The 23,125-nt window shown below is 35.7% G+C and carries 9 protein-coding genes; 1 reads left to right on the top strand and 8 read right to left on the bottom strand.

What is annotated here, in order from left to right; all coding sequences use genetic code 11:
- Nucleotides 1-4 precede the first annotated feature (4 nt).
- From EHV10_RS07620 to EHV10_RS07650, 7 genes are all read right to left on the bottom strand, one after another.
- Nucleotides 5-3,379 (bottom strand): DUF7824 domain-containing protein, encoded by a 3,375-nt coding sequence (locus EHV10_RS07620; RefSeq protein WP_128674129.1) that lies wholly within the window; start codon nucleotides 3,377-3,379, stop codon nucleotides 5-7.
- Nucleotides 3,380-3,433: 54 nt separating this feature from the next.
- Nucleotides 3,434-4,777 carry an SWIM zinc finger family protein gene (locus EHV10_RS07625; protein ID WP_128674130.1) on the bottom strand — a complete coding sequence of 448 codons (1,344 nt, stop codon included), beginning with the start codon at nucleotides 4,775-4,777 and terminating at the stop codon, nucleotides 3,434-3,436.
- Between the two features lie 221 nt (nucleotides 4,778-4,998).
- Entirely contained in the window at nucleotides 4,999-8,295 is a 3,297-nt protein-coding gene (locus EHV10_RS07630; RefSeq protein ID WP_128674131.1) for an ATP-dependent DNA helicase, read from the bottom strand.
- A 42-nt stretch (nucleotides 8,296-8,337) separates the two neighbouring features.
- A complete protein-coding gene (locus tag EHV10_RS07635; protein ID WP_128674132.1) occupies nucleotides 8,338-8,706 on the bottom strand; it encodes a hypothetical protein in 369 nt (122 codons plus the stop codon).
- Nucleotides 8,707-8,718: 12 nt separating this feature from the next.
- Nucleotides 8,719-12,579, bottom strand: a complete 3,861-nt coding sequence (locus EHV10_RS07640) for a sacsin N-terminal ATP-binding-like domain-containing protein (RefSeq protein ID WP_128674133.1) — start codon at nucleotides 12,577-12,579, stop codon at nucleotides 8,719-8,721.
- Nucleotides 12,580-12,599: 20 nt separating this feature from the next.
- Entirely contained in the window at nucleotides 12,600-16,175 is a 3,576-nt protein-coding gene (locus EHV10_RS07645; RefSeq protein ID WP_128674134.1) for an SNF2-related protein, read from the bottom strand.
- A 494-nt stretch (nucleotides 16,176-16,669) separates the two neighbouring features.
- A complete protein-coding gene (locus EHV10_RS07650) occupies nucleotides 16,670-18,946 on the bottom strand; it encodes a TOTE conflict system archaeo-eukaryotic primase domain-containing protein (RefSeq protein ID WP_408610086.1) in 2,277 nt (758 codons plus the stop codon).
- Nucleotides 18,947-19,270: 324 nt separating this feature from the next.
- On the opposite strand from EHV10_RS07650, the gene EHV10_RS07655 reads away from it, so the two are divergent.
- Entirely contained in the window at nucleotides 19,271-20,848 is a 1,578-nt protein-coding gene (locus EHV10_RS07655; RefSeq protein ID WP_128674135.1) for a hypothetical protein, read from the top strand.
- A 60-nt stretch (nucleotides 20,849-20,908) separates the two neighbouring features.
- Here the strand turns inward: EHV10_RS07655 and EHV10_RS07660 are convergent, their stop codons facing one another.
- Nucleotides 20,909-23,089: an alpha-galactosidase gene (locus EHV10_RS07660; RefSeq protein ID WP_128674136.1), complete on the bottom strand. Its 2,181-nt coding sequence runs from the start codon at nucleotides 23,087-23,089 to the stop codon at nucleotides 20,909-20,911.
- Nucleotides 23,090-23,125 lie beyond the last annotated feature (36 nt).

Here is a 23,125-nt window from a genome sequence, read left to right on the forward strand (position 1 = left end):
TTATTCACCCTATTCCCAACACTTTTACCAGACTCTTTGCTTTATTAATTGCAGCAGACTTGGCACTGCTTTTGGCAATTTCTAAAAGCCCCTGCCATTTGGCATCTTCTGCCGGAATATACCCTCTCTTTGCTGCTTCTCTTAAATAATCTGCATAGTAAATACAAATATCCAAAACTCTGTTTACCCATACAGGTGGCTTTTTATTCTCTGCAACCATCTCTCCGGCATATTTTATACTCTCAATAAGCATAACATAGCATATACTTAAAAGCTTATTTTCTTTCTCAACTATTCTCACCAGCTTTGCTGGGCTTATCTCTTCATGTAATAAAAGTTCTCTCATGATTTCTCTTAAATTCTCTACAGATAAATCTCCTAAGTCCACCAGTTGTCTGAAAAGACTTTTTGCACCATAAATACTCTCTCCGTCCTGTGCCAAAGTACTTACTGCAATAGTTAAAAAAATATTTGAGTAAGGTGTGGGATTTCCTTTCAAAGGATCGGTTCTTTCATCACGCCGGTTTCTATACTTGCTTACTACAATCTTTTCCTTTGACTCATCATAATGAAGCCATACGCTTTTTGCATCCTCATCTATGATTTTCCCGTTACTGTCAGCCTCAAATCCTGAAACCTGACCCTCATTACTAAGTCCGTAAAACCATCCGTAAACAGTCACTTGATATTGGCGGTCCGCTTTATCCGGTAATCGCAGATTAAAGCGGAAAGCTTTTTCACCTTTTCTTACTTCAAATACATTTATATCAAACTCTACATTATCATTGATAAGCTTTTTTGCCTTAGGTAATACCACCCATACTTTATCAAAATCATCTGGAGATTTTTGCGGCTCAGCCAACTCATCACTCTTATCTGTATCTTTTACAATATCCAAAGATTTTAATATACTTACAATTTCCTTCGCATATCCTACAGCCTTTGAAGAGCCGGATTTTGTGGCAAGACTTTTTATGGCATTCATTTCCAATACATTTTGTGTGGCAAGCTTATTTTCTACTGCAAAAATAACTTCATTAAGATAATCTCTTATAAATTTTACAATCTCAGCTGTTCCTGCAAGCATTCTTGGTGCTTTAAGCGATACTTCCACTACATCACATGCAGCCATCCATACCAAACTCAGCATACCTTCTTTTGCCATATTCTCCATTGAAGCAGCCAGACTAGCCAAGTTTGATGGTGTACCACCACTCCAGTCAAGCTCAGAAATATCGGCTATTCCGGGTGTTAAAAGTCCTCTATCCCATGCTTTTTGACTGGCCTTTATAATATCATCTGCATTCTCAACGCTTAAATTACCTTGTATTGCGATCCAATTCATCATTGCACCTTTTGTAACCGGCTTTCTCCTTCTTGCTATCTGTCTTAAAACAATTCCCTGGCCATGGTAAACTTCATAATCTCTATGTATAGCAGTAAGAGAATAATCACCCCAGTTCGGAAAAATAGTAAACATTGCGTCATGACTGTATGAAAGTCTATTCGGTAATACTTTAAGGCTTTTGGGCATATTAAGTTCTATTCTCCAGTATGGCGTTTTCCCCGGTGTAAACTCAGGCTCAATGTATGGATCTTTTAAATATCCGGCAATCAAATCACCGACTAAAATCTCTTCACCTGATTCATCCTTCAACACTTCTCCTGAAGGAAGCTCTATTTTCAGGTTCATCTTCTTTAATTCTTCCGTGTATTTTTTTATATCTGCATCTGTAAGCAATTCCATATCCAGCCTTGTAATTGCAAGCTGTAAATCAGGCTCTGAAACATATGATAAATTCTTATCTTCATATATTAATAAGCGTTCCACTAAATCACTTAAACTGATACTTAGATCCACATAGCTTGGCGTACTTAGTAAGCAAGGTAATTTGCCCATGGAATTAAACAGCAGCTCTTTTCGCATATATAAGAGAGAATGGTATCTGATTTTTAAGACTTCTTTTTCACCATTCCACACATTTTCCCTTGTGTCTTTTATCATATTCATTTCAAGGTTTTTAGCCCATCTTCCAAGTGTTCTCAAGCCTCCGGCATCACCATTTGGAATACCTGCTAAGCTCATTTTAGCTTCATCCGGATTTCTGTAAGCAATATGATTTACCATGGCAATAAATCTCTCGAAAACAAGATCTTCAATAAAGTCCTTTCTTTCAGAAATAACTGAGGCAAAATCTGTTAATCTCTCAGATGATATCTCACCAAGCTCAAACTTGGGAACATCCCAAAGCTTAGGCGTTTCTTTCCAAAGCCCTTGTACTTCTTCCTTTGTAGCTTCTTGTTCGATCTTTAATCCCCATTTATCTTCTAGGCTCCCCGCAAGCTTTACTATGCTCTTATCCTCATCCTGCTTATAAAGTAAGAGCCATTCTTCATACTCATTCACAGACTTGGGGCTTTCCCTTTTTAAAGCAGAATTTAAAATCAATTTTTTTATTTTTTTCACCTTTGCCGAACTGCAGGAAATAAGTATAGGATATAACCAATCTTCAGTGGCACTCTCTATAAGTACAGGTGCAAATCGCTCCAGTATTGCCGTTTCTCCAAGACCAAGCAGTGGAATAATTGTTTCCGTTCTTTCTATAATATCTCTGTCACTAAGTCCGATTTGCTCTAAAACATTTGCAAGCTCTTTTCTGTCTCCCGGTCTTTGTGCAATATTAAGTCCATAAAACACCTGCTCCATTGCCATATCTTTATCAAGAATATTATTTTGTACACCCCATATGAGTAAATCTGAAAAAGGTCCGGTTGCAGGCACATTTAAGGCCACTCCGGCTTCTATATGCTCCTTGAACCTTCTTAAAATCTCTTCCTTTTCAATCACAAAATCCTCATCAAAATTGTAGTCTTTTCTTTTTGACATTAAAAGAATGGCCGCTGCGGCTGCCCAGTCCTTCATATACTCTACAGATTCAGGAATTTCAAGATTCATTTCATGAACAAGTTTCAATGCCAACATACCAAGAACCGACAATGAATGCTCCCATACTCTTCTGTTTGATGCACAGGCAGCTTGTATAAAGTTCATGGCATAAGTCTCGCCTCTATCCTCAATAGCTTTTAGAGCGACTTCACTGCCCGCTCTTAAAACATTTGCCGCTCTCTTTGCATCCACTCCCACACGAATGGCGAAGATTGCAAGTTTGCCTAAGTCCACATCCACCACCGGAACAAAACCGTAACTGTTCTCCGATAATTGTTTGATCTCCGACCACTCTCCGGATTTTAGCCCCTCTCTTGCAATTTTTTGTTCTTCCTTGTTTCCTATCCCAAGGTTTAAAATATCTTTAAAATCTGTTTCCTCATATCCAAGAGAACGATAGATTTCAACTGACTTTTCAAGTTTGCTTGCCATACTGACCTCCGTTTTACCACTTAGTGTCTTCACAAATAGTAATAAAAATTATTTTCACACTTTTTCTTTTTTCAATTTCACTGCCAGGATATGTTTACACGGCCCTCTACCGTTTTTATGTTTCAGATACCATGTACAAGTGCATTTTGCATTCTCAAGGTTTTCATCTGTAGGATAAATAACTCTGTATGTTGTATCCCCTGATTTTACATGCCATATATTATCTTCAATATATTCGGTATCTTCAATAAGCTTCTTTGCCCCTATAAGTCTTGGATTATCCTTTAAAACTCTATCCGGATCATCCGGTAATTCTCTATGGAAAAATACCCTCTCTCTTACATCAAACCCAAGTTTTCCTGAGACGGCAAGCAGCTCCAATGCCGCATTCGTATCACTTTTTACCATTCCCATAGATTTTGACATCTTATCAATATCAAGCCTTGATTCAAAATTCAATATATTATCAATTCTGTCTGAATACTCTAATATTTTTAAATCCGAAAGTGAATCAAGTAATGCCCCTTCGCCTGAATACCCCTCATAGCTCTTTGCTGTCAAACTAAGTGTAATATTTACTCCGGTCATACATACCTCAATCATCATCTGCCCGGGCTCACCATCCTTCGGTGCATAAAAATATACAGCACTAACATTACTCATTATCCTCTTAAGTGCACTGAGTCTATGAAGTCCGCTAATATATACACTCATTTTTTCTTCTCTCGGTTTTAACATCACACCTGTCTTTGTAGGTGTCAGCCATCCTGACCGCTCCTTTCCTGTAGCCGCCGGTAACATTGCAATAAATGTCTTTGCCTGCATCCCCTCAATATGGAATTTATATTCCATATTTTGATGTAGTATGGCACAGTTACCAAGTGCTCTCACCCATCTGTCGGGCATTTTTACAGGGCGTTGTATATGTATATCTGTCAATAGACCACCATCAATATTCTTACTGTGAAAGGTCTTAAAGCCGTCATCTCCTATACGAAACTTTAATCTGTCCCCCTGCTTTATATTAAAAAGAGATTTCCTTAAATCAGCTCCGATATCTACATTGGTAGTACCATAAAGTATCTCGCCGTCCAAGGCACTTTGAAAAACATCAAGCCTTGCATAAACGCCATTGCAAGCGGAAAAACATTCCGCTCTCAGTCTATCCCCCTGTGCGCAAAGAATAGGATCTCTTTGTGCTACCGGTACATAATTAAAATATCTTGTACCTACTATATCTGCAAGTACCAAAAGTCCACCTGAAACTATTGTCGGATTTATAATTTCTCCATTGAAAAAAAGAGGATTATCCTCTACTCCATTAGGTGTTAATGCAGGTGCTATAGACAATGCCAGATTGCCGTCAAGAAGGGTTGATTCGGTTTTAAATTCTCTCATTATATCTCCCTGAAATAGTATTTTATATCAAAATTATTATAATTTATATTTTAAAAGGGCAACTCCAATAAGAATCGCCCCTTTATTTTAACATAATTTTAAAATTTTTACTTTATTTAGTGATAACATAATTATATAGAAATATAGCTATTTTATACTCCTCTATACATAATTAATATACTATAAATTTTCAGAATAGTATAAAAGTGAATATACCTTCATCAGCCTACATCAAAAGTATTTACTATAATCCGATCTATCTTCTCAGTATCAATTGATCCATGCTCATCATAAGTTACAATGAGGTTTTTTCCCTCTTCTATTCCATTTTTCTTATAAAACACCTTTTTTTTCTCCCATCGACGCATATATTTAGAATCCTCCATCATACCACAGTGCTCCCAATACCAAACGATTCCAGTATCGTAGTCCTCAATCTTAAAATCTGGTCGTTTTATCTTGCCTTCTAGCTCGAGCTCCGGCTCATATTCGTATTCAACACCATGAAGGTGAAGCTGATTTGCGATTATAACCTCAGATTTAGAACGTACGAGTTCTCCCCTTATAGTCTTATGAATCAACTTGTTCTCATAGAACCTTCCATTTACTTCATCTATCTGAGGTCGCATATCCGGACCATCGTCCTCTTCTTTATATACATCTCTAAACAGATCTGTAAATCTTTTGGCAATATCTGAATGTTCCACTGAAGTGTATTTCAAAAGATGATATGGCTCCTGATTATAAAGTATAATAATCTTTCCCTGTTGTCTTGTAAGTGCTGTATAGAGCATTTCTTTTGATAAAAGCTTACATGGCTCTGCAAGAACAAGGATAACTGTATTAAACTGACTTCCCTGTGCTTTGTGGACAGTTAATGCGTAAGCCAACTCCAGCTGAGCTGTTCCATTCTCTTCATTAAAATCAGATTTATCAAAAGAGTACGAAATACCTGGCTGAGATGAGAACTCAACTCTCATATCGTTTTGATGACCTCTCCAGGAACTTCTACTCTTATTATAGTCTCCACAAGCTATACCTATTTCTCCATTTGCAATATAATTTCGTGCTTCCTTTTCTGGATACCCTTTTTTTTGGCTTGTGTTAATAACATTTATGACCTTATCTCCATATACAATAGCTTCAGGTCCAAGACTATTCGCAATTCTCTTATTCATTCCCCATTTCTTAGATATTTTTAGAAATTTCTCTCTATACTTCAGGTGGATCAAGCGATTAATATTCATAACCCCTTGAGGCATATTTCTAACCGGTGCTAAAATCTGCCACTTTTCAGCAAAACTTGCAGCTCCGGTATTAAAATAAATTCCAAAATCTGTTTTTACACCACCAAGTGACAAATCAAATGCTTCTTGGTCATCTATATCTTTCATACCTATTTCTTTTGCCATTGTCTCTAGCAACAATTGTTCAAGGTCTTCTCGGGAATGCCATTGTTTAATCTCAATATTGGGATCTCTATTTTTCTCAATATCTATAATAACATCATCATCAGTTATCTGTTCACTTGTCGTAAATAATCTTGATAATAATACATCTGATCTAACTTCATCCGCTTTCTGCCTACGGTTTACAGTCAATTCGCCATAATGACTACACACCAAAGGAAACACTCCTTTATCAAGGTTTACTTTCAACATATAAACTAAATCTACAAACGGTCTTCCTGCACCTATAGGTGGTAGCTGATTCGGATCACCCACAAAAATAATTCGCTTTGCTCTCCTTAATGCCTGTATCAAAGCTCCAAACATCTCTTCTGTTAGCATAGATGATTCATCAACAATGACCGTATCCGGTACATCTTTATAATCACTATCTGAAAGAACATACCTCATATCATCCCACTCAAAGCGTTTACTTCGAACAAGAAACTGTGCAACGTTTAGTGCAGTGATTCCCCTTGCATCATCCCCCATACTATCCAACAAACGTACAGTTGCCTTTCCCGTTGGAGCTAGTAGCAAAACTCCCCCTGACTTAATATCAGGATGGCTACATAATACAGATAGTACAGTTGTCTTTCCTGTTCCTGCATCACCTACAAGAACCGAGATTCTAGATTGGGCCAATTCTCCAAGAATGGCAGCTTTCTCTGTTCTTGCACGTTCCTCTTGTTCTGAAATCTTTGATCCGTCATTAAACTTATCATCAAGCATTTTTCTCCAGTCAGCCTTTACCGAAAGCCTAGGTGCATTAATTCTACGGCTTATTCTATGCTCTATTATATCGTCAAACTCTTGAATTCTAATCAACTTATAATATTCTGTACCATCCTTCATCTCGCGCTTAATAATCTCTACCATCAAGAACTTTTTAACAGCTTCTATAATATCCGTAGTCACAGGACACGAAGGTTCAAGATTCATACTCTTAATAGCGTCTACTAAAAAAGCCTTAGGAAGTATAGTATGACCTTTATTTGCTGCTTCTTCCAATACGGCTATAGCTACAGCTCGTATTCTCCTTTGATCATTGTCGGAATCCAAAATTGTAGGAGAGTCTAAAGGATATTTTTCTCGTATGTATGGTATTGGGAATACTGCTCTATCTACTTTACAGACTGAAACATAGAGACCATCTATCTTAAGTCGTGTCTTCTCATAAAGAATATATGGATTCCTAATTATTTCATCATCTGTACAATAAATCCCTGCCTTTTCTCTCTGATTCGCATAGAATAGCATTTTTGCCTGATCTATACTAAGAGATAATCTCGAAAGAAGCTTAAATAATACCTTTCTTTCAGGAGGCAAGTGCTTCCATGTCAGCTTTAGAACCGGAGTGACTTTTACTGCAAGGTTATTTGTTACTACACTTTCAGGATCTTCAAATAGAAGTTCAACATTCTTCCAAATATCATCTCCATCCTTGAGCTTTTCCTTAATTTGCCTAGCAATCAACACACCTAATGGCAATTCTAATGCAGTGAGCATAGCACCCATTCCGGGAAATGCACCTCTATCTTCCCAAACCTCAGATAACTTTATATTTAACCATGTTAGAACGTTGGAATAATCTTCATCTAGACAATTATTGATAATCTCAAACGCTTTTATACATGAAAGAATCACTTCAATAGTTGCATCATGGCTTACATGTTCAGTAGCGTATGAAAACTCTTCAAACGCGTCATCCGGTGCAAATACTGTAATACTCGATATATCAAAATCCAGGTGTGTATTTGCATACTCCATCATTTCCTGATATGGAATAACAAATCCATCTTGGTGATCACTCCGAATAGAATGGCAGATATGTCCCTCCCATGTCATTGATCTAAGAGTATTCTCATCTGTATGTTCATGCTCAACTGCCGGAATATATCTCTTAACATGTCCCATACCGATAATAACTCGACGTGTATCTTCAACAAACGGGACTTGTTTTGTATAAGCAATGACCAAGGACTGATTAGGCACAATATCCCTATAAAAAGTATCAAAGATAGCCCTATGATTCATTGCATCCTGAATCCAATCGGTTTTAAATCCCAAAATCGGCTCACGCTCCAAGCCGAAATCAATACCGAACTCTTCCTACTTCTTATCAATATTTTTAAGCATCATCCATGCAAATGGTTTTGTAACAAAGGAATACGCAGGATATACAATATCTGTTGGAAGAAAATGACCATGTGAGCTTTTATTTGACTGCTTATAAGGATGAACTGTAGTGCGCACCAGATCACAATTAGACATAAAAGCTGAACTTTCAGCTATGCAAGGCAGCTTCTCTTCATTATATGTCATACACTGTCCACAAACACTTTTTTCAAACGTATCATCTCTATTTTCCGATATATTTTTAAGCCTAAGACATGAGTTATTATCTCCTGGATTCTGACATACTGTTCCGTCCCATCCATGATCATGCCATGCAACTCTAACGGAAATATGCTGAGCCATGTTAATCACCTCCTATTTTTTACTTCTTGTAAACCATGATTTTCTATATCCTACTGCACGACCTCCGTCACAATACGTACCTTCCACATTAAATATTAATTCTGCTTCATTTACAGTATCCTCAAGTTGTTTTCTAGTACCTACAACCCATAGAGCTCCACCTCTATCACGTTTATCAATTACTTCAAAACCCGATTCAGTAAAGTATCTAACCAAAGTTAATTGATTATTACTTTTAACTTCATTATGTTCTTCTAATGAGGTATATGAGTTAGCATCATCTGATTTAGTGATTAATTTTAAAAAACCTTTTTCAAAACAAGTGGGTACCTCAAATGTTTTCCTACCTGCATTTTCAAACTCAACATCAATATGGTTCATAATAGTATCAATATTTACAATTGTACCTTGACCATACTTTGCGTTTTTAACCATATCTCCTTCCTTAAGAATATTTACATCAACTCTATCATGTAGATTATCCGTTCCTATTGTCTTTTCATCTTTTACCTGTTTCTTTAGATGTACCTCAATATCAATATCTTTGTTTTGTGATTCAGGAACTCCATATTCATCTATAAGTTTTATTATCTCCTTGACCTCTGCAATATGTGTCTGTGTAAAATCAATTATCTCATCTTTAGAAATCTCAATTTTATAATCATCCTCTATTTTCTTTACATCAAGTTCAAGAATTGCATTTCTAATTTTTTCCCTAAAATAATCTTTTGAAACATCTCTAAGTTCCTTATATACCCTTGCACAATATGGACATAAAGACAGATTTAGCTGTGGCATTTCAATTCCGAAATTTGCAATTTCAACAGCATCAACATGTCGTGAAGGCTTCTTACACATCTGACAAATATTCACACCGCTTTCATTCAAATACATACCAATAGTGTATGCTCTAACTGCTTTTTGTGACTTACTTGTTCTAATCTGACGCATCACCTTCTCATACTTAACAGGATCTGCAAAGAAAAACTGCCTTCGTACATGGCCTGTCAAGTTCTCAAAATCATTAACTCTGTGTTGTGGAAACTCATCTGATATCCATGAAATTGGATCAAATACTTCATTATTCACATCATCATCCAAATAAGGTATATTGTTCTGCACCTGTTTTTTTTCAAAAAAATCAGGATCATAGCCAAGCTCTTTTGCCAACTGTCGAAATACAATTTTCTTATCTTTACGATCAAGAGCCTGTACTTTTTCAAAAGTCTCAGCCTTTACATCTACATCCTTTTCAACAAATCCCAATATTTCAAATCCATGCTTATTAATCGGAATATCGTCATAGATATTCTCATCCAAGTCAAAACGTGATAACTCTATTGGAGGATAAAGCTTCCCCGACTTATCAAATAGCCATTTATAAGCATTAATTGTTTCAAGCAAATCAGCTGTCTCTTCCTTCGTATATGGATTTCTTTGCCTTCTCTTTATTGAACCCTTTAGCTTTTTCGAGATAATTAGTAAAAGTTTAAGAATTTCAGACGACTTCTTTTTTGCCAGTTCTGAATCTATATGAGTTTCAATATATTCAAGATTATCTTCCAAACAATCTATATTAATAAACGGACAAAATTCTCCCAATGCATCCCAATAGTCATCACCATGGCCTCTTCCACAACGATTTCCTTCAACTATCGGTGTAGTGACTGATCCGAGTTTTTTAAGCTGGCTAATAGAAATACCATTAGTCTCATAATACTTTGTATCAATATGTTGCAGTCCGAAGTCATATAACTCATCACTATCTGTATATATAATATTACCATCCTCGTCCTCTTCGCCGTCATCATAAGCAAGAGTTATCGGATGATAATATACTGATAAATCAATACCCTCATCTGAATGTTCAATATAAACAGTTTCCGGCTTCGCAAATTCTTCTCTACTTTCATTCTCATTTTCATTTTTTACTTTTATAATGTATGCATCTTTAAGCATTTGCCTAACCTCATCAGCATCATCAACCTCATCAAAAAGGCTGAATATCTGTTTAAGATCTTCCACATCTTCAAACCCTATCCCACCATCAATGCTTTCCACGTACTTCTGAATTACTTTTTCCTTTACAAACTGATAATTGTCAAATTCTGCAATCTTTAATCCCTCTGATAACAGTTTATGGTAATCTTTTGCGATATGCCTACTTACAATCTTTGAGTTCAGAATTGTCCTGTATTTGCTTGATGAAGATAAATAAATCTGTAGCATATCATCCTTATATGCCGGAATCATTCGATTTTCTGCATTAAGAACAATAGGCGCTTCTCTCAGATACTCCCAGGCTCCTGGTAAACACCCTCTAATAGTTGCTTCATAAACTCCTGCTCTGGAATTTGTTCTTTCATTGTTGTAATAATTATCTTGATACTCACTTATGAAGCTATAAAAAGTCTTCAGCTCATCCAGCGTTCCATCTGTTGTGCTTACTGTACGTTCCGGTTGTTCACAGAGTTTTTGAGCCCAATCTTTAAAGCTAAAGACCGGTATTTCTAACTTATCACGTAACCAAGAATAATATTCTGTAAATCTTAACTCATGTTCTGCATTCAGCGCAACAAAATCCCCCACTCCATCAAATGCATCTATCCATAGTACTGAGTTTGCCTGTTCTGCAAGCGAAAATGGAACAGCAATTTTTAAATCTGATGCCATACGACTATGTCCATTTGCATCAGGAACCAGTGGTTTTGACTTAAATACTTTAGTTATCTTCTTTGACAACCCGGGAATAGTATTATTTTCTACTTCGTCCTGAAATGTGGCTAAAATAATTCGACGTATAAAGTTTTGAGTAATTAATCCTCTTCTGCCAAGATCTTCCATAGACTCTGCTATTAAAGTACCAAGTCGATTAAAAAGTACATTATTAAAATCTGACGGTGTCATCAATTTTTCTCTTGAAACTGCTGTTTCAAAACTTCCCTGTATCAGAAATGGCAGTCTTGTGTTATCTCTGGTTGGAAAGTACACCCATATAGGTGAACTATTGATCTCATTAACATTTTTAGCCAGGCTGTTAACCTTATATGCAACACTTACTTCAGCATTTTTCATCTCAGGATGATCAAAGACATCTTTATACTTCAAATATTTTGAAATATCTTCTTTTCTATCACTATTGTTTCCAGATATACGACAAGTTATAAGGTTCTCGTCTTTTGAGTCCTTGCTCAAAGTAATATGAGCATATTTACCGACTTCCTTATTAATCCAACAAAGATCCTGAATATATGTCAGAAATAGAAGAATTTCTCCTGATAATCCCTCTAATTTATCCAGTACGTCATTACCACTTACATAACTAAGTTTCCCCTTGGAATCAATCTTATTGAAAGGAATTATAATTTTTGTTAGATGCTCACAGTTAGCAAAAACATATACTTTTTTACTGCCATCCGAGTAGTTGAACTCTTCTTTTATCTTTCTAAAATCCCAATTATTATTTACTTCTTTAGGCAGAAGATAATTCTGAATAATAAATCCTTCTTCATCAGAATAAATCTCCGGTTGATATGTATACTTAAATACAGATTTAAACCCCATACCAAATTTTCCAATTGTACTTGCATCATCTCTACTCTTGGTCCCCATCAACATAGATGAAACTCCACGTACATCATCCTCGTCAAAAGGTTTTCCATTATGGTAAAAAACAAGCTTATCACAATAGTACTCAATAACAACCTTACTTGCTCTTACATCTTCTGCATTCTGCAAAAGCTCATATACAAAATGGTTACTATCTGAATAATGTCCCGCCAAAAGAGCCTCATATTTCTGAGGCTCCTCCGTCATAGCAAACCAATCATGTTTATTTTTCTCATATATTGCGTGATAATTAATCTTACCCACTTTCCATTCCCCACATTCTTTTAGACCACGTGCAATACACCTCTAATAAGTAAATTGGTGTGAATATCTGCCTTACTAATGGTCTCTTCTACCGTTCTTTTCTGTTCTTCATATTTCTTCTTGAGATTCTCAAGCTGTGATACTCTCATTCTCTTAATCTTATCCTCTGTTGCGACATCAATCTGAGCTCTAACAATGGTCTCCTGCTGATTAGCGGAATGTGCTATCTGCTCCAAGCGGTATTCGCACTCATTTCTAACATCTTTTGTATATACATCTTTTGCAATCTGCCATCTCCGGTAATGCAATCTGTCCATGTCATCCCATTGGTCATAATGAAACGTTTCTTTACCTGAGTACTCAGAAGCATAATGAATGAATGAAAGAATATTCTTCTCAACCTCTTCATTATCACTGATAGCAATTAACCTTATATCAGGTTTTAATCCAACATACTTCCATGCATAAATTGTAAATTCATAATTGCCTGACGGTATTCCCGAATCTGAAATACACACACTAAGATTACATGGGAATTTTCTACTCACATATGCTGCTGCACTCATAACCAGCGGATGCATTTGTGTAAGGAAAGTAATATCTCTATTATCCTTAGCATAATTACTGTCGAATGTTACATAAAGAACCGGTTTATCAGACTTAAGGTATGCCTTCCAAATCTTAACAGCATTATTATTAGCCGGTAGCTGCATTGAGAGCAAATCGTTAAGAAGTAGTCTGCGCTTATCTGAAGCAAGTCTAAGTGTCTTTAGTTCTGCTTTACCTCTCAAATACTCCCCTTGTCCAAGGTAATCACTAAAAAATACACCAACCATCTCATTCATGCTCTGAGGATTAATCCACTGATTTTCAGCTTCCTGAACATCCTTATCTATCATATATTTAGAAAGGTCAAATCCATACAATGATTTTTCTTCCTGCTCCAAACGGTGAAGCTCCTGAACCTTCATTACTTCGTTGTCTGCCATCTTCTCAATCTTCATCTTACGTTCTTTATCCGTAAGCTCAGAATCAAACATAATCTTGAATATCTGATCTGAAATATCGCCAAGAATTTCTGAGCAATCACCAATGCTTTCCTCAAACACTCCAATCTTTGAAAGACACCTGTCATAAATCACAGCATCAATTGTATCCTCTGTGATCATATTATAGATCTTTACTGTATCACTCTTTTGACCACGGCGATCAATACGTCCAATTCTTTGCTCAATTCTCATTGGGTTCCAAGGTAAATCATAGTTAATCATAGAATCACAGAACTGGTAATCCAGGCCTTCGCATCCAACCTCACTGAACAAAAGAACATCTATTGCATCCTTCTCATCCCTATCAAGTAAGAATCTCTTACGAAGATTAAATCTCTCCTCATCCGGTACTGATCCATCTACCTGACCTACACGGATACCATATTTTTTTAAATTCTTCTTCAGGTAACCAAGTGTGTGTCTAAATGAACTGAATACAATAATACGATTATTATCTTCTTTCTGCTTCTGATTCACTATCTCAAGAAGTCTCATAAATTTAGTGTCGTCTATAGTAAGTGACTTCGATAGTTTTGATATATCATCAGCCAGTTCAAACAAAGTGTTTTCCTCATCCGAATTCAGTTCAAAATCATTCTCATATAATTCACCATCTTCCTGAATCTGTGCTAATCTCTTATCTACTAAATCATTCATAAATGGTGCAAGACCATAAATGCAGCTGGATGCCTGACGCATAATTGTGCAAAGCATAAAACGTACACTCTGTCTACCATGCAACTGAGCCAGAGCAGTACTTTCAAACTCTATCAACGTATCGTAAAGATCTTTTTGAATGCTATTAAACGGAACTTTTACAGTCTGCGTTCTACGAATACAGAAATCCTCAATATCTTTTCTTCTGGTACGATTAATCATTGTATGGAATGAATGAAATCCTTCTATAATGGATATTGCCTTAATCTTCTCATCTCTGGATAAATCCTTTTTGTCCAAGACAGTGAAAATTTTTTCAAAGTCAGGATTATGCTGAATAACATTTCTTCCCCATGTGGTTCCAAGTATATTGGCTATTTCCTGCTTCCCTGCTTTCTGCCAGTCTTCTTCTTGATTTCTCACAATACGAAGAAGATTATTAACAAACTTATTTGGCTCTGACATAGTCTTAAATGTATCCTTATCAATAACTAAATCCGGTCTTAAAAGGTTTAGTACTGTATATAAGTCGTTATTGCTATTCTGAAGCGGTGTAGCTGTAAGGAATACAACTGCATCAGCATTACGGCAAAAAAGTTCAACTCCACGATACATCCATGTATTAGAGTTACGGATATTATGAGCTTCATCAACAATTAAAAGATCAAAATGTGGAATCGGATCAAGCTCTGCAAGGCCTAAATTCCTATGTTTTTTTGGGGACTTTGACTGCGTTCCAAGGATGGAATCCTCATTAAATAAAGAATACGGGATAACTGTTTTACTATGTCTTTCAGGCCATTCTCCGTCACGGTCTGTTTCCTGTATGCATTCTGCAAGTGCCCTACCATCTAACTGAGTAAAATTTTCATCAAAACGCTTCATTTCAAGTTGCCATTTTCTCTCAGCTACAAGAGGTCGTGGACATATAACAAGAACTGAATTTAGAGAAGACCTTGCTTCCATTTCTTTTAGAATTAAACCTGCTTCAATTGTTTTACCTACACCTACATCATCCGCTACAAGTATACGTGGGCTGTCTGACTTAATCATTTTCAGAGCCGGTCTGAACTGGTATGGTACAAAATCAATTCTGGCTGCATTTAACGAATACAAATTCCCTGAACCCGGATTATTTATTTGATAAGCTGTGAGTGCTGCACGTACTTCTTTTAATGTAAGATAATATTCCGCCTTTTTATTTTCCTGTAATCGAATTTGTTCACGATAAAATTTTTGTATATCACCATTAATCAGTACTGAGTAGCTGTTACCATCTATTGCAATAACTGCACCGATAATCTTAGAATTACTTACAAGCGTCACAACACTTCCCACTGTAATATCAGTAGTTTCAGATATGACTGTTTTCTCGGAAGCCTCCAATACTCCAGTTTTTTTAACAGTATACTCCGATACTACTCCCTGTAAATCCTTATCTTCTTCTACATCCATAATTAAAGCTTCCATATCTCTTGTTTCCTGCATAGAAGCATCAAATGTATACATAAGATCAATAATAACATTTATATCATTAATAACCTTCTCTTTATATATACGATTTTGAGCAATATGTGCCCAATCATTCCTAATCTGTTGCATATCATGAATTTTTTCGCGTTCCTTATTATTGAGATAGAACATACTTGTAATTACAAACCAGTTACGATGTACAATACGAAGTAATGCCGCCAAATCAAGTCCATCAATTTCCTTGATTCCCTCTTTGAGAACATTCTCTCTCTGATATGTGCTGAGATTGTTAATAACCAATTCCTGCCACCAATCATCTGTAATCTTCGGAAGTTTTTTTGAAAGCCATCCGCTCATCTTCTGATTCAGTCGAAACATATACTCGTTCATTTTACTGTTCAAAAAGGCTGTATCCATTTAACATCTCCCTGTCCTGTTATTATATTTATACAATGTACAACATAAATATATACTTCTAACTAACATATAACTCTTCATACCTATTTAAGTATTGATTGTCATCCCGGCTACTATTATATCCTACTTGACCATATAAATACCGGTGCATATTATTCTAAAATAACACGTTCAAATACATGTCCTTTAAATAATCCTCATCAATTCATATATTCTTTCTTAAAGCTTCATACAATAGTTCAAACTACATTTATTTGATATGGAGTATCTAAATATTTTTGTCATATTAAGCTTGATTATACGTTATTTCAAAAAACTATTCAATTATAATTTTATTTGTATATTCGACTTTTAAAGATGGTTTTTTATATACTTATACTAATTATTCGTACCATATATTATTATTGAGAACATTAAATCATCATATTTATTAAAAGTATAGTACAATCTAATCCAGAATCATTCTTTACAAAAAACTAATATCTAAATTCTGTTTAATTCCCAAAGGATAATTCCATCAGCTCCTCCGCTACAACAGCAGATTTTATCCTTATCAAATTATCCCACACATCTTCCTTGCCTAAAAGATTCATACCACCATGCCATACCAGTTCTTCATCTATGACTGCAAAATGTTCATCTACCTCATCTTTAATAACAACCTGTATTCCTGATGCTTTCATCTGATTAATCATTTCTTGATAATCATTAATGCTTCCAAAGCTCATTTTTTCAGGATCAGTTGTTATCACGATTATCTTACATCCTGCTTCCACCTGCTGTTTTGTAATATAAATTATTCTATCAATTCTCTCCTGAACAATATGTGGGCTTGAAATAATTATTCTCTTTTCTGCCTCGACAATATCCTGTTCAAATATATCAATATAGTTCCCTGAATCATAAATTGCATTTGCAACTTGTTTATCTAATGTTGTATTCGAAATTAGAGAATATCCTAAACGCTTATAAGTTCTTAGACGTTTTGAATACATTTTCTCAAAAACTTTTAAATGAGCATCTATATAATCATAAACAACCACATACTTCTTACCTTCATAATCTCTATGTAATCTCCCAACATACTGCTCCAATCTTCCATCAAATGAAACCGGTGCCGCCAACATCAATGTATCTAATCTTGGAAAGTCAAATCCCTCACCAATCTTCTGCCCGGTAGCTATTAAAATAATTGATTTTTCACATAAAACTTCCTTTAATTTTTTTCTGATTTCAGAATTCTCCCTATCACTATTATCACCATAAAGCAAGAACACATAATCTGCTGCACCTGACAGAATATCAAATAAATTCTTTGCCTGCTCCTTATATCTTGTAAGAATAAGCGGAGTTCTTCCATCGGCAATTACCTGCCTTGTATCATTTACAATCATTTCATTTCTTAATTTATTGTTACTTATTAAATTATAAGCAGCACTAATATCATTCCTAGTTTCATTTGTATCAATAACTCTTGTAAATCTTGGATATACATAATATCCAATCCCCTGTTCTTTCGCACGCTCTTTCGCAGTATAGCTATGTCTTATCGGACCTAATAACATATATACTATTTTTTCAAGATTATCCCCACGCTTTGGTGTTGCTGAAACTCCATAAACGTATCTTGAATTTACTCTCTCCATTACTTCTATCGATGTATTAGATCCACAATGGTGACATTCGTCCATAATTACCAGTCCATAAGAATTAATAAAATCATTGAATTTTCCCTTACTATACATTGACCCAATCATAGCAACATCAACAATTCCTGTAATTGTGTTCTTATTACCTGTTAATACTCCAATCACACTGTCTCTTCGTTTTTCTCTACCTGTCTTTGTTTTATAAATTGGTGGTTTCTCTTTTATAATTAAAAACTTATTTAATTCTTCTACCCATTGTTCAATCAAATCTTTGCTATGAAGGAGAATTAATGTACTGACTTTTCTTTGTGATATCAAATAACTACAGACCACTGTTTTTCCAAATGCAGTAGTTGCACTAAGCACTCCATGATCATGCTGTAACATTCTGTTCGCCGCCAAATCCTGCTCTGTACGCAAATCTCCATTAAAAAATACTCTTATAGGTCTTCCCATTTCTCTTTGATCACTAATCTCGTACTCAATACAGGCTTCTTTACAATTATTTATAAGTTGCTCTCTAAGCCCTCTTGGAATACGAATATATCCGTCAATATCTTTTCCCATATAAACAGAACTAAAATTATAATAATTTGAATATCCTAAGCGCCTATTCTTATAAAAGATAGGGTTGTCAAATGCCGCCAAGCTTCTTATTTGATTCTGTATCCTTGGCATAAGATTCAATGCATCTACATATACCCCATCGCCAAGAATAATATGCATTTTGCCTACAACATCAGATTTATTAAATACTTGTTTCTTTTTCCATGGTTTAGGTCTACATTCCATATCATCAGTTACAACACCTGTTGCTTCAGTGATTTCAGCCTTCCATTTTTTCATAAAATCCACTATCTCTTCCATAGACAACTTCATTGTATGGTTTAATAAAATATCCCACTGATCAGGATAGGCATTCCAATTACTGTCAATAAAGGCGCTATTTCCATTTTTTAATGCCCTTCCCTGCAATGGCAGAGCAATAAGATTTCCTATACTGTTTGCACTATCCTGACATGGATACATTCTGTCATAATATTGGAATGACTTCATATTAATTAAAGATTGCCCTCTATCCAACAAAAGGTAACCAAAGTTGCGTGCCAAGGAAGCAAGCAATTCGACTTTTACCTTTATATAGATTTAAAATCGCGTAAGAAAACCTTACAACATCTGTATTATATATACTTAATCAACGAGTCCTCCAATAAATATTTTGGTTTTATCTGTATACCGAAACTATCGTAAATGCTATAATAAGACATATAAAATGTGCCGTATTCCATATCATTCATTTGGAATTATTACATGGTTTAACTCAATAAAGTTAAACATATACGATATTATTGCTTTTATATTGGAACTGTTAATGATTCTAAAAAGCAACTGTCACATTTAAAAATAACCAGTCTTACAACTACGATTTGTTTATGAGGAGGAGATATGATAAAAAGAATAAGATCCGTTTTTGTAATTCTTTGTATGGGAATGATTCTTTGTTCCTGCACGCTCTCACAAAAAGCAGAATCCGATACTAAAACAGAGCAAAGCTCAGAAAGTACCGTTAAATCAGAAAAAAGTGACAGCAAAAAGCAAGGTGAAAATCAGGATAACGGTAGGATACAAAACGAAAAAGTCATAAATAACGGTGCTTATTTTGTTAAAATAGGTTCTGATATATATTTTAGAAAATATGGTGAATATGCACTGGAGAAAAATGCTCTGTTCGGTGAATTTTTAGAATATCCGACTTCCACAGGTGTCTCATGGATTTGCCGTCTAAAAGAAGACGGTAAGGTAGAGGAGCTCTTTAAAGATAGCGGCTATGGTAAATTGTACTATAGTAATCAAAGGTTTTATCTGTCGGAAATGACTGATGACGGAACATCAAAAAGTTATAGTGTAAATATGGAGGGAGAAGACAGGGAAGAACTTGGAGCAGGTGTGATACTTGGAATAAGTGAAAACGGACAATATCTGGCTAAGGGAGATTGGGGTTCTGCCGGTGTTATAGATTTAAGTTCTAAAGAAACACCATATATTTGGGCAAGTGAAGAAGGTTCTTCTGTGGTATTTCTTTGTTTTGTAAACGGCGGTTTCCTCATAGAAGGTGATAATTATTCCGAAGACGGGTATAATGTTACTTCAAGACAGATTTTTGGAAGAAGTTTTGAGCAGCCTGATGAAGATATTATTATAGGCGATCTTAATGTAAATGAAGAATCATATTCCTCTCCGGAATTTAAGGGACTTACCAAGGATGGTAAGGAGTATTATCTTACCTTCGGGTATTATGGCGGAACAGCTCATTTTTTGGAAAGTGTAGAAATTTATAAGGCCCGTTTAGAAGAAAACAGCCTTCAGCTCATACAGCAAGGTATGGATACACAGGAAGAAACAGCTCCTAATATTCCACTCATTTTTGCACATAACGGGAAAATCGATATCGTAGACGGTGGATCTGACGGTGAACTTGATATTGATGAAGGATCGGTTTATCAAATCAATCAAAAAGGCAGACAGCCTCTGATTTCAGAGCTTTTTAAAGTTGATCCGGACAGTCAGACAGGTCGGTCAATCGGCAAAGCGGAATTGGTTGACGGAGATTTATTATTGATGGTCTTCACCCAAATATATACCCCTTATCAGGATGTAGGATGGAGAATGAGTTATAGTAGATTAAACACAGAATATATAGTTGTTAGAAAGGGCAGCAATAAGCCTAAGGTTTTTGAACAGTGGTCAGACAGTGAATTTAAGCAAAATGCTGAGGTCTGGAAAACCGGAGAAAATACTTTACTTTATCGTCCACTTTCCGATAATACTGAGGAGGAGGACTTTCCAAGAGATATTGCTTATTCTATCTCTATTCCGGCAACTGTAAATCATAATTTCACTGCTCAGACTTCATCAGTACAGAAGGATGAATATGGTAACTTTAAGCTTCCTGATAATGAAGGTGAAAAACTTCAATTGATTTTTGACTACAACGGAGCTTTAAAGGATATTGTTAAGGAATAATATTAAAGAATATAGGTCAGTCGGATTTAATATGGGCTCCTTTCCCAAAGGAGCCCATATTTATTTAAAATAGTAGAGCCTGCTCTCGAAATCCCCCCAAAAATCTTTAAATAAGAATCCACATTTCATCAACATTTCTCCTGTATATTGTTCATTGGTCCCTTCCAAACAATATATCTTATCTTCATCTAAACCTTGCAGTTTTAATCTTCTACTGTGACTATTTGGAATACCACGTACCTGAACATAAGTTACAAGTGCTTCTTTTTTATCTTTTGATACTTCCATATAGCAGTCATAATAACCGTTTTCAGAAAAAGATGCAATTCTATAGTAATCCCCTTCTCTAACTAAATCATTATATTTGTGATACATTCTTGTCTGCCGTATAACCAACTCATGTTCTTTTTCTGAAAGTTTTGTAATATCCAATTCATAGCCAAATGTGCCTGCAAGTGCTACATGTCCTCTTGTTTCAAATGGTGTTATTCTTCCAACAGCATGATTTGGACACGCGCTAACATGTGATCCGATTGTTGACAAAGGGTAAATCAATGCTGTTCCTTCTTGGATTTCCAACCGTTCTATTGCATCTGTATCATCCGAACACCAAATTTGTGGACTGTAATAAAGCATCCCCGGATCAAATCTTGCACCTCCACTTGAACAATTTTCAAGTAATAAATCTGGAAATTCTGTAATTAAACGCTCCTGCATCCGATATACACCCAGTACATAACGATGGAATAATTCTTGTTGTGAATCTTTATCAAGATAATTGCTTCCCAAGTCACTCAGCAGACGGTTCATATCCCATTTCACATAATCAATTGCCGCACTCCTTAAGATTTTTGCCACTGATTCATAGGCATAATCAATTACTTTCGGGTTTGATAAATCGAGTACATATTGCTGACGGCTTTGTGTTGCTTTTCTTCCTTTAATATGAATTACCCAATCCGGATGCTCTCTGTAAAGTTCAGAATCCGGTGAAACCATTTCCGGTTCAAACCAAATACCAAATTTTAACCCTAGTTTTCTTACTTCATCTACAAGATATTTCAGTCCTCCGGTAATTTTATTCTCATTTACAACCCAATCACCGAGTGAGCAGCTGTCATTGTCACGTTTACCAAACCACCCATCGTCCATAACCAGCATCTCAATACCGTCTTGCTTTGCAACTCTTGCAATATCCAATAGCTTTTCTGTATTAAAATCAAAATATGTTGCTTCCCAATTATTGATCAAAATCGGACGCTTCATGTTTTTATAAGGGCTTCTTATAATATGTTGACGATAGAAATCATGCAATGAGCGTGTCATTTTTCCAAGTCCTTCTCCTGAGAATGTAAGTACAACTTCAGGTGCTTGGAAAGATTCTCCTGAATACAGATTCCAGCAAAACTCTTCTTGATTAATTCCCATTACCATGCGAACCGAATCAAACTGTGTTAATTCTACCTGTCCGATAAAATTGCCGGAATAGACAAAATGCATTCCATAGACTCTTCCCTGCTGTTGATTTGTCCCGGGTGTTACAAGTGCAATAAATGGATGCTCCTGATGACCTGATTCTCCCTTTGCAGAGCTTACCAATTGCTTTCCATAACATATCGGTCTACGCCGGATGTGTCTTTCTCTTGCCCATGCACCACAGAGTGTAATCAGTTCAAAGCTTTCATTGTCCATATCCACACAGGCGCTATAGACTTTTTCCAATCTTACATTCTCTTTTCCTTTATTGATTACTTTAACACTTCTGGTAATAATATCTACTCTTTCAAACACTGAATATGAAAGAGCTAATTCAATCTCCAAAACAGGATCTACGCATTTAACATTAAGTGTTGTTACATCATCTTTTTCACCAAAGGATGCCGGCAGCCCTTCTAATTTCGCTTTTCCTTTAGTAATTTCATAAGATTCATAGAAGAACTCGCTTGCCATACATCCTGCCGAATTACGGATATTAATACAACTTTCACGAAAATCTCCTATTCCACCTGAGGGGTATTCCATAGGAAAGTAGTCAAGAAATGATAACTTTTCCCTCTCGTTTTTTGATGGCGTATATGGTGCCTCTTCTGTTCGTAGCAGATAATAAGCATCATCGCATTTCAACCTTTCACCATAGTACACATGTCCTACATATCCCTCCGGCGATATACCAATTAAATATGATGTACTCTCTGTATCCAGTTTAAATATTCGATTCTTATTATTATATGATATAGCCATTCTTATCTCTCTTTTCTATGCTTTGATTATTATAAA

The organism is Lachnoanaerobaculum gingivalis (assembly GCF_003862475.1).
GTDB lineage: Bacteria > Bacillota > Clostridia > Lachnospirales > Lachnospiraceae > Lachnoanaerobaculum > Lachnoanaerobaculum gingivalis.

What these genes read in the sequence shown, in the direction of transcription:
- EHV10_RS07620 (WP_128674129.1), bottom strand. Translation starts at nt 3,379, where the DNA reads ATGGCAAGCAAACTTGAAAAGTCAGTTGAAATCTATCGTTCTCTTGGA.
- EHV10_RS07625 (WP_128674130.1), bottom strand. Translation starts at nt 4,777, where the DNA reads ATGAGAGAATTTAAAACCGAATCAACCCTTCTTGACGGCAATCTGGCA.
- EHV10_RS07635 (WP_128674132.1), bottom strand. Translation starts at nt 8,706, where the DNA reads ATGGCTCAGCATATTTCCGTTAGAGTTGCATGGCATGATCATGGATGG.
- EHV10_RS07645 (WP_128674134.1), bottom strand. Translation starts at nt 16,175, where the DNA reads ATGGATACAGCCTTTTTGAACAGTAAAATGAACGAGTATATGTTTCGA.
- EHV10_RS07655 (WP_128674135.1), top strand. Translation starts at nt 19,271, where the DNA reads ATGATAAAAAGAATAAGATCCGTTTTTGTAATTCTTTGTATGGGAATG.
- EHV10_RS07660 (WP_128674136.1), bottom strand. Translation starts at nt 23,089, where the DNA reads ATGGCTATATCATATAATAATAAGAATCGAATATTTAAACTGGATACA.